This window comes from Amycolatopsis sp. NPDC051106 (assembly GCF_040682775.1).
GTDB lineage: Bacteria > Actinomycetota > Actinomycetes > Mycobacteriales > Pseudonocardiaceae > Amycolatopsis.
Genome location: NZ_JBFBBQ010000172.1, coordinates 1 through 8,055, shown reverse-complemented (window position 1 = coordinate 8,055; position 8,055 = coordinate 1). Strand labels below are relative to the sequence as shown.

At 71.5% G+C, this 8,055-nt stretch carries 11 protein-coding genes; 6 read left to right on the top strand and 5 right to left on the bottom strand.

Features of this window, described 5'->3' with window-relative positions; all coding sequences use genetic code 11:
- Positions 1–132: 132 nt before the first annotated feature.
- Genes AB0M83_RS47850 through AB0M83_RS47840 form a run of 3 tightly spaced genes read right to left on the bottom strand, consistent with a single transcriptional unit; the run spans position 133 to position 1,656 of the window.
- Positions 133–774, bottom strand: a complete 642-nt coding sequence (locus AB0M83_RS47850) for a zf-HC2 domain-containing protein (RefSeq protein WP_364529274.1) — start codon at positions 772–774, stop codon at positions 133–135.
- On the bottom strand, positions 771–1,283 hold the full coding sequence (locus tag AB0M83_RS47845; RefSeq protein WP_364529271.1) for a sigma-70 family RNA polymerase sigma factor: 513 nt from the start codon (positions 1,281–1,283) through the stop codon (positions 771–773). The genes AB0M83_RS47850 and AB0M83_RS47845 overlap by 4 nt, the downstream gene beginning before the upstream one ends.
- 4 nt (positions 1,284–1,287) lie before the next feature.
- Positions 1,288–1,656, bottom strand: a complete 369-nt coding sequence (locus AB0M83_RS47840) for a hypothetical protein (RefSeq protein ID WP_364529268.1) — start codon at positions 1,654–1,656, stop codon at positions 1,288–1,290.
- Positions 1,657–1,761: 105 nt separating this feature from the next.
- On the opposite strand from AB0M83_RS47840, the gene AB0M83_RS47835 reads away from it, so the two are divergent.
- The gene (locus tag AB0M83_RS47835) at positions 1,762–2,199 is read left to right on the top strand and encodes a Rieske (2Fe-2S) protein (protein WP_364529265.1); all 438 of its coding nucleotides are present in this window, start codon (positions 1,762–1,764) and stop codon (positions 2,197–2,199) included.
- A 75-nt stretch (positions 2,200–2,274) separates the two neighbouring features.
- On the opposite strand, the gene AB0M83_RS47830 is transcribed toward AB0M83_RS47835, so the two are convergent.
- Together AB0M83_RS47830 and AB0M83_RS47825 are read right to left on the bottom strand one after the other, a co-directional pair.
- The gene (locus tag AB0M83_RS47830) at positions 2,275–2,730 is read right to left on the bottom strand and encodes a PTS glucose transporter subunit IIA (RefSeq protein WP_364529262.1); all 456 of its coding nucleotides are present in this window, start codon (positions 2,728–2,730) and stop codon (positions 2,275–2,277) included.
- Positions 2,727–2,966, bottom strand: a complete 240-nt coding sequence (locus tag AB0M83_RS47825) for a glucose PTS transporter subunit EIIB (protein ID WP_167379806.1) — start codon at positions 2,964–2,966, stop codon at positions 2,727–2,729. Before AB0M83_RS47825 ends, AB0M83_RS47830 begins: the two co-directional genes overlap by 4 nt.
- 243 nt (positions 2,967–3,209) lie before the next feature.
- On the opposite strand from AB0M83_RS47825, the gene AB0M83_RS47820 reads away from it, so the two are divergent.
- The 5 genes from AB0M83_RS47820 (at position 3,210) to AB0M83_RS47800 (ending at position 7,909) form a co-directional block, all read left to right on the top strand.
- On the top strand, positions 3,210–3,998 hold the full coding sequence (locus AB0M83_RS47820) for a GntR family transcriptional regulator (RefSeq protein WP_364529260.1): 789 nt from the start codon (positions 3,210–3,212) through the stop codon (positions 3,996–3,998).
- The gene (locus AB0M83_RS47815; RefSeq protein ID WP_364529257.1) at positions 3,995–5,233 is read left to right on the top strand and encodes a PTS transporter subunit EIIC; all 1,239 of its coding nucleotides are present in this window, start codon (positions 3,995–3,997) and stop codon (positions 5,231–5,233) included. Before AB0M83_RS47820 ends, AB0M83_RS47815 begins: the two co-directional genes overlap by 4 nt.
- 38 nt (positions 5,234–5,271) lie before the next feature.
- On the top strand, positions 5,272–5,538 hold the full coding sequence (locus tag AB0M83_RS47810; RefSeq protein WP_013224593.1) for an HPr family phosphocarrier protein: 267 nt from the start codon (positions 5,272–5,274) through the stop codon (positions 5,536–5,538).
- Between the two features lie 74 nt (positions 5,539–5,612).
- On the top strand, positions 5,613–6,428 hold the full coding sequence (locus AB0M83_RS47805) for a serine hydrolase domain-containing protein (protein WP_364529254.1): 816 nt from the start codon (positions 5,613–5,615) through the stop codon (positions 6,426–6,428).
- Entirely contained in the window at positions 6,425–7,909 is a 1,485-nt protein-coding gene (locus tag AB0M83_RS47800) for an alpha/beta hydrolase (protein WP_364529251.1), read from the top strand. Before AB0M83_RS47805 ends, AB0M83_RS47800 begins: the two co-directional genes overlap by 4 nt.
- Positions 7,910–8,055: the final 146 nt, after the last annotated feature.

Genomic DNA, 8,055 nt, shown 5'->3' with positions numbered 1-8,055 from the left:
GGGGGGGGGGGGGGCGCGCGGGTGGGGGGGGGGGGTTGGTGTTTGGGTATCATTTGTTTTTTGTTCATCATCTGGGGGGGGGGGCCCCCCCCCCCCCCCCCCCCCCCCCCACCACCCCTTCGCGAAGTCACGTCACAAGGTCAACCGCAGCAGCGCCCGCCCGCTTCCCCCGCGCACCTCCAAAGCCGCCAGGTCGGTGCGCTTCAAAGCCGTGCCGATCACGATGCGGGCCGTGTTGTCCGGGACCGCCTTCCACGTCGCCAGCTGGGTTTCCGTTCCCGACCGCGCGATCGCCACCAGGATGTAGTCGCCACCGCTGCGGCCGCCCGTGTAGCTGCACGACATGTCGACCTGCGTGCCCCACTCGAACGCGTCCAGGCGGGCGTCCGCGCGGACCGGGAACTGGCCCAAGGCCGTCATCGCGATCGAAGGGGGCGGGGAAGACGCCGGCCACGACGCCACCACCGCCAGCGCCACGCACGCCGAGACCGCCACCGCGGCCGACACCGACGTCACCGCGAGCCGGATCCGGCGGCCGCGCCGGACGCGGCGCAGCACCGTCGGCAGCAGGTCCGGCGGGGGCGGGCCCGCGTCCGGCAGCACAGCCGGAGCGTCCACCCGGGCCAGCAGCCCGGGCAGCCCCGCCATGTCCCGCACCGAGGCCGCGCACCGGTCGCACATGCGCAAGTGCTGCTCGAAGCGCTGCCGGTCCTCGGGGGACAGCGCCCCGAGGACGTACGCCGCGTCGAACGTCGCGAACGGGTCCTCGCTCACTGGGTCACCCCCCTCTCCTCGAGCACCAGGCGCAGCGCGCGCAACGCGTAGTGCGTGCGCGACTTGACCGTCCCTTCGGCCACGCCCAGCCGCGAGGCCGCGTCCGCTACCGAATAGCCCTGGAAGTAGCACAGCACGAGCACCTCGCGGTGCCGTTCGGACAGCTCCGCGAGCGCCTCGGCGACCAGCCAGCCCTGCACCGCGCGGTCGGTCCCGTCGCCGACCGCCCGCTCCGGTGGCCGGTCGGTCACCACCTCCGACCGGGCCGACGCCGAGCGCCAGCCGTCGATCGCGATGCGCCGGGCGACCGTGAAGAGCCACGCCCGCGCCGAGCCCTGCGACTGGTCCAGCACCGCCGTCGACCGCCAGGCGCGCAGCAGCGTCTCCTGGACGACGTCCTCGGCCCGGATCCGGTCGCCCGAGGTCAGGTGGAGCGCGTACGACCACAGCGCGCCCGCGTGTTCCTCGTGCAGCGCGCGCATCAGCGCGTCTTCGGCGACCTCTCCCACGAACTCAGGCCGTGACTCGACGCCGGTCCTTCACGAACAGCAGGGCCAGGCCACCGACGATGCAGACCGCCTCGGTGATCACGCCCCAGTACTCGGGCTGGCTGTTGAACTGGTCGTGGTTCCCGGCGAACCCGACGGTCGCGGCGAGCACGTACGCGCCGAGCGTCAGCACCCCGAACCCGACCGCGCCCAGCGCGGGCAGCCAGTGCCGCCAGGCCAGCACCGCGATCGCGAGGACCAGGCCGCCGATCGCGTCGAGCAGGAACAACGGCCCGACGATGCCCGGGTAGTCCTCGGTCCACAGGAAGTAGTGCACGCCCGCCGAGCCCAGCAACGCGGCCGCCACGACGATGCGCAGAACCCAATTCACCATGATCTGTCCTCCACTCCACACCCACTCGGGTACATACACGGAACGAGGACCCATCCGGTTCACCGCGGATTGAACCGATGCGGTGTCGATCTCGTTTAGTGGGGCATGACTGCCGAAACCCACTCCCGCCGCACCGTCCTCACCACGGGTGCCGCCGTCGCCGGTGCCGCCGTCGGCGCCGTCGCGCTCTCCGCGTGCAGTTCTTCGGACGACGCCAAGCCGGGCACCGCGCAGGCGCCGATCGCCGCCGGCACCCCGCTGGTCGCGCTCGCCGACGTCCCGGTCGGGCAGGCGAAGGCCGCCAAGGCCCCGGACGGCTCCGACGTCATCGTGGCCCGGACGTCCGAATCGGCCTGCGCCGCGTTCAGTGCGATCTGCACGCACCAGGGCTGCACGGTCACCCCGAAGGGCGCCGACCTCGTCTGCCCCTGCCACGGCTCGGTCTTCAACGCGCTCACCGGGGAGGTCAAGCAGGGCCCGGCGAACAAGCCGCTGCCGTCGGTGGCGGTCAAGGTCGAGAACGGGAAGGTCGTCACCGGCTGACGGGCCGGCGTACGCCGAAGGGGCCCTTGTGGACGGTCGTCGTCCGCAAGGGCCCCTTCGTGTGACAGAAGTGACTCAGGCGTCCCAGCCGAACAACCGGTCACCGGCGACGACGTCACGCTCGGCGTCCAAACCGGACAGCACGTCCGCCGAGGCGTCCAGCGCGACGACCGGGACGATGGCCGAGTAGCCCGCCGCGGTGACCGCCTCCGGGTCCCAGCTGACGATCGGCTGGCCGGCCCGCACCTGCTCGCCCTTGACGACGTGCAGCGTGAAGCCTTCGCCCTTCTCCTTGACCGTGTCGATCCCGAGGTGGACCAGCACGGCCTTGCCGTCCTCGGTCGCGACGACGTAGGCGTGCGGGTGCAGCGTCGCGACGGTGCCGTCGACCGGCGCGACCGCGTCCGACCGGCCGCCCGCGGGCTGCACGGCGATGCCCGGGCCCACCATGGCCTGGGCGAACACCGGGTCCGGGACCTCGGTGATCGGCACCACGCGCCCGGCGACCGGGCTGAGGATCTCCAGGCTCACAGCAGGTCCTCGATGTCGCTGGCGATCGTGTCCGCCTCCGGCCCGACGATCACCTGCAGGGCCGACGACCCCATCTTGACCACGCCCATCGCGCCGGCCTTCTTCAGCGCCGCCTCGTCGACGAGGCTCATGTCCTCGACCTCGCAGCGCAGCCGCGTGATGCAGCCCTCGATCTCGGTGAGGTTCTCCGTGCCGCCGAGTGCGGCGAGGATCTTTTCGGGCCTGTCATCCGCCATCGCGGTCTCCTTGATCACTGTTTGTTCCCAACCTGACGCGAACCGCGTGTCCACCTGTACTACGCCGTTCGTCGGCATGCACCCCGCCGCGGGCCACGAACGGATAACGGTGGTTGACACCCGTCCGCACGGCGGAGCATCCTGCCCCATCAGATCATTGGTCTAGACCGGAACGTACCAATGTTCCGGGCCGGACGCGAGCACCGGTCCCCCGGTGACGCGAGAACGAGGAGGGTGACGCCGATGAGCGCGGCAGCGCACGTCCCGCCACCCGACCGGGTCGTCAACGGGCCCACGCCCAAGCACGCCCAGCTGCGGGAGATCCTCCGCCGCACGGTGGAACGGGAACTCCCGCCGGGTGCGCCGATCCCGTCGGAACGTGAGCTCGCCCAGCGCTACGGCGTGTCGCGGCTCACGGTCAGATCGGCGATCGGCAAGCTGGTCGAGGAAGGCCTGCTCGCCCGGGTCCGCGGCAAGGGCACGTTCACCGCGGCCCGGCGGATGGAGCTGCAGCTCTACCTGATGTCGTTCACCGACGACATGCGCCGGCGCGGGCTGACCCCGACGACCGAAGTGGTCTCGGCGGCCACCGAGGTCCCGCCGACCGCTTCGGCGCACGCTCTCGGCCTGACCGAGGGCGCCCCCGCACACCACCTCGTGCGGTTGCGCCACGCCGACGGCGTGCCCCTGGCCGTCGAACGCGGCTGGTACCACGCGGGCCGGGCTCCCGGCCTGCTCGAGCTCGATCTGACCCAGTCCATCTACGCGCAGCTGGCCGAGACGTACGACGTGCGTCCCGACCAGGCGTGGCAGACGGTCTGGGCCGAAGGAGCGGACCGCGAGACGGCCCGGCTGCTCGGCATGCGTGCCGGCAGTCCCCTGCTCGTGTTCCGGCGGGTCTCCAGCGCCAACGGCGACCCGATCGAAGACATCACGTCCTGGTACCGGGGAGATCACTACCAGGTGACCATGCAGTTGGACCGGAACACCCCGGAGCCCGGTCAACCACCCCACTATGGAGGATCCAGATGAGCTCCACCACCGCGGAGGGGGCGACGAAGAAGAGCGGCGGAGGCCTCGCCGGTCTTCAGCGCTTCGGCCGTAGCCTCATGCTTCCCATCGCCACGCTCCCTGCGGCGGGCATCCTGCTGCGGTTCGGGCAGGACGACATGCTCGGCAAGGACGGCCTGGGCTGGAACAAGGTCGCCTCGGTCCTCGCGGCCGCCGGTGGCACGCTGTTCAACTGGCTGCCGCTGCTGTTCGCGGTCGGTATCGCGGTCGGCTTCGCCAAGAAGGGCGACGGCTCGACCGGTGTCGCCGCGGTCGTCGGCTTCTTCGTCTTCACCGCCGTCATCCAGGTCTTCGCCCCACTGAAGGACCTGCCGAAGTACAAGGCCGGTTCCACCGAGCTCGCCCCGATCAACTGGCCGTACTCGGTACTCGCCGGTGTCGTCGTCGGTATCGTCGCCGCACTGCTGTGGCAGCGCTACCACCGCATCAAGCTGCCCGCCTACCTGGCGTTCTTCGGCGGCCGCCGGTTCGTCCCGATCATCACCGCCCTCGTGATGCTGATCCTCGGCGTGCTCTTCGGCCTCGTGTTCCACTGGGTCAACAGCGGCATCGAGTCCGTCGGTGACGCGGTCACCTCGTCCCCGATCGTCGGTGGCGGCATCTACGGCGCGCTGAACCGCCTGCTCATCCCGGTCGGTCTGCACCAGTTGCTGAACGTGCCGGTGTGGTTCATCTTCGACGGCGGCGACATCAACAACTTCGTCGCGGGCAAGATGACGGCGGGCGCCTTCACCACCGGCTTCTTCCCGATCTTCATGTTCGCGCTGCCCGCCGCGGCCCTGGCCATCTGGCAGACCGCGCGTCCGGCGCAGAAGAAGATCGTCGGCGGTGTGATGATCTCCGCGGCGCTGACCTCGTTCCTCACCGGTGTCACCGAGCCGATCGAGTTCTCGTTCATGTTCGTCGCGTGGCCGCTGTACCTCTTCCACGCGATCATGACCGGCACCTCGCTGGCGATCTGCAACGCGCTGGGCATCCACCAGAGCTTCAACTTCTCGGCGGGCGGGATCGACTTCCTGCTGAACCTCGGGGCCCCGGCCGCGCAGAAGCCGTGGCTGCTGATCCCGATCGGCCTGGTCTACGCGGTGATCTACTACGTCGTGTTCCGGTTCGCCATCACCAAGTGGAACCTGCGCACGCCGGGCCGCGAGGACGACTCGATCCAGTCGGACCTCGAGGCCACCGCCGCGAAGTAACATCGCAACCGACGAAACCCCATAGGGAGAGGACGAACATGCCGGAGAAACGCGTCGCCGTGGCGAGCAAGGTGGGCCTGCACGCCAGGCCGGCCGCGCTGGTGGCGAAGGCGGCCGCGGCGCAACCCGTCGCGGTGCAGATCGCCAAGGCCGGCGGGAGCCCGGTGGCCGCCGGCAGCGTGCTCAACCTGATGACGCTCGCCGCCGGGTACGGCGACGAGGTCGTCATCAGCGCCGAGGGCGAGGGCGCCGAGGAGGCCGTGGAAGCGGTCGCCCAGCTGGTCGCCACCGACCTCGACGCCTGACGAACACCCCGCGAAGGCCCTCGCACCGGTCCCCGACACCGGTGCGGGGGCCTTCGTTTCGTAGGGTGGAGCGCATGGACAGCGTGCGCCTGATCGACGAGTGGCCGGTGGACAACGCCGCGACGGCCGTGGTGTCCGCGGACGGGACCGTCGTGGGCCGCCACGGCGACACCGCGCGGACGTTCCGGCTGGCCTCGGTCAGCAAGCCGCTGACCGCCTACGCCGCGCTCATCGCGGTCGAAGAGGGCGTCGTCGAGCTCGACACCCCGGCCGGCCCCGAGGGCTCGACCGTGCGGCACCTGCTCGCCCACACCTCCGGGCTCGCCTTCGACGCGCACAAGGCCATGGCCGCGCCGGGCACGCGGCGGCTCTACTCCAACGCCGGGTTCGAGCAGCTGGCCGACGCGCTGGCCGAGCACTCCGGCATCCCGTTCGCGCAGTACCAGGCCGAAGCGCTGTTCGCGCCGCTGGGCATGGCGAACACCACCCTCGACGGCTCACCCGCGTCCGGCGCGGTGTCCACTGTGGACGACCTGGTCGCGTTCGCCGCCGAACTGCAGTCACCCAAGCTGCTCGACCCCGCCACCGTCACCGAGGCGACGAACGTCGTCTTCCCGGGCCTGTCCGGGGTGCTGCCCGGGTTCGGGCACCAGAAGCCCAACGACTGGGGCCTCGGCTTCGAGATCCGCGACCACAAGAGCCCGCACTGGACCGGCTCGGCCAGCTCGCCGCGCACCTTCGGGCACTTCGGGCAGTCCGGCACGTTCCTCTGGGTCGACCCGGACGCGGGCGCGGCCTGCGTCGCGCTGACCGACCGCGCGTTCGGCCCGTGGGCCGCCGAGGTCTGGCCGCGCTACACCGACGCCGTCCTGGCGGAATTGAGCGCGTGAAGCCGCTCCTCGCCGCTCTGCTGCTCGTGCTGGCCGCCTGCAGCACGCCCCAGGCCGCGCCCGTTCCCCCGTCACCATCCGAGGCCGCACCGGAAGCCCCGCCCGCGATGGGCACGAACGGCGCCGCGGTGCCGGTGCTGCGCTGGACGTCGTGCCACGGGAAGTTCCAGTGCGCGGCCGCGTCCGTGCCGCTGAGCTACCGCGAGCCGAAGGGCACCGCGCTCACGCTCTCGGTGATCCGGCTGCCGGCGGGTGACCCGGGCCGGCGGCTCGGCTCGCTGTTCTTCAACTTCGGCGGCCCGGGCACGGACGGCGTCGGCGAGCTGACGCGGTTCGCCGACCGCTACCCCGCCGAGGTGCGGGCCCGCTTCGACCTGGTGAGCTTCGACCCGCGCGGGATCGGCGGGTCCACGCCGATCAGCTGTCCCGGCGCCGAGCACGCGCCCGCGCCGGGTTCACCGCTGCGGCAGCCGGACGCGTTCTTCGCGGCGAGCGCGGCGCCCGGGAAGGCGTGCGCGGCCGGGTCGGGTGCGCTGCTGAGCCACCTGTCGACGGCGAACGTGGCGCGCGACCTCGAACTGCTGCGCCAAGCCGTCGGCGACACCGCGCTCAACTTCTACGGCTATTCCTACGGGACCTACCTGGGCGGCACGTACGCGAACCTGTTCCCGGACAAGGTCCGCGCGATGACCCTCGACGGCACGCTCGACCTGGTCGCCAACGCCACCGGGAAGCCGGGGCAGGAGAAGCAGCCGGTCGACGTCCGCGCCGACGTCGCCGGGGCGCAGCAGCAGGAGCTGGACCAGTTCTTCGCCGTGTGCGCCGCGGCCGGGCCGAAGTGCGTGTTCTCCGGCGGTGACCCGAAGGCGAAGTTCGCCGGGGTCTTCGCGCGGGCGTCGCGCACCACGGGCGTGGGCTCCCTGATGAAGACCGTCGACAGCGCGCTGTACCAGTCCGGGCGGTGGAAACGGCTCGCGCAGACCCTTTCCGCGATGCCGTCGGATTCCGGCCCCGCCGCGCCGGTGCTCGACCCGTACGTGCCGACGCACTCCGCCGCGTTCCTGGCCGTCCAGTGCGTCGACAGCGACAACCCGTCCTCGCCGGCGGACTACGCGGCGCTGGCGGCTCGTGAGAGTGCGCGTCAGCCGTATTTCGGGCTGGGCTCGGTGTTTTCGATGGCCCAGTGCGTGGGCTGGCCCGCGCACGACTCCGATCGCTACACGGGGCCGTGGAACCGGGCGCGGAAGAACCCGGTCCTGGTGCTGAACAACCGGTTCGACCCCGCGACGCCGTTGCACAACGCCCAAGCGACGGCGGCCGAGCTGGGCGACGGCCGGGTGCTGGTCGTCGACGGGTACGGCCACACTTCGCTGGACGCACCGAGCGCGTGCGCCTCGGCAGCTGTGACGCGGTACCTGACCGACCTGGCGGCGCCGGCCGAAGGCACCACGTGCGCGCCGGACGCGGTCCCGTTTCCGTGAGTGAGAAACAGTGTGCCACCCCTGTTTCTCACTCACGACCCGCGCGGGCCGGCGGTTCAGCCGAACGGACGCGCCCGGCAGGGGGGTTGGTCCCTGCCGGGGGCGGGTTAAGGGGGGTGGGATGGGTGTTGTGGGGGGCCGCCGCC